Here is a 232-nt window from a genome sequence, read left to right on the forward strand (position 1 = left end):
GTTGAATGGGTTGGGCGCCAACCTGAGTGCGTCGTTGAACGCGGCGCTGAATGGCAGCCTGAACCTGGGTGCGAACCTCAACAGCTTGATCCAGGCCGGTGAGAACCTGGCCGGCAACTTCGCGGCGGGTCTGAACGGGGCGATCCAGACCGGTGAGACGTTGGCGGCGAACTTCCTGGCGTCGTTGCCGGGTCTGCCGGCGCTGACGATCCCGAACCTCGGTTCGTTGGGT

At 64.7% G+C, this 232-nt stretch carries 1 pseudogene; it reads left to right on the plus strand.

What is annotated here, in order from left to right:
* A pseudogene (locus AC5Y5E_RS30395) lies at positions 1-232 on the plus strand (hypothetical protein); the annotation flags it as partial.

This window comes from Mycobacterium sp. NGS54 (genome assembly GCF_059812465.1).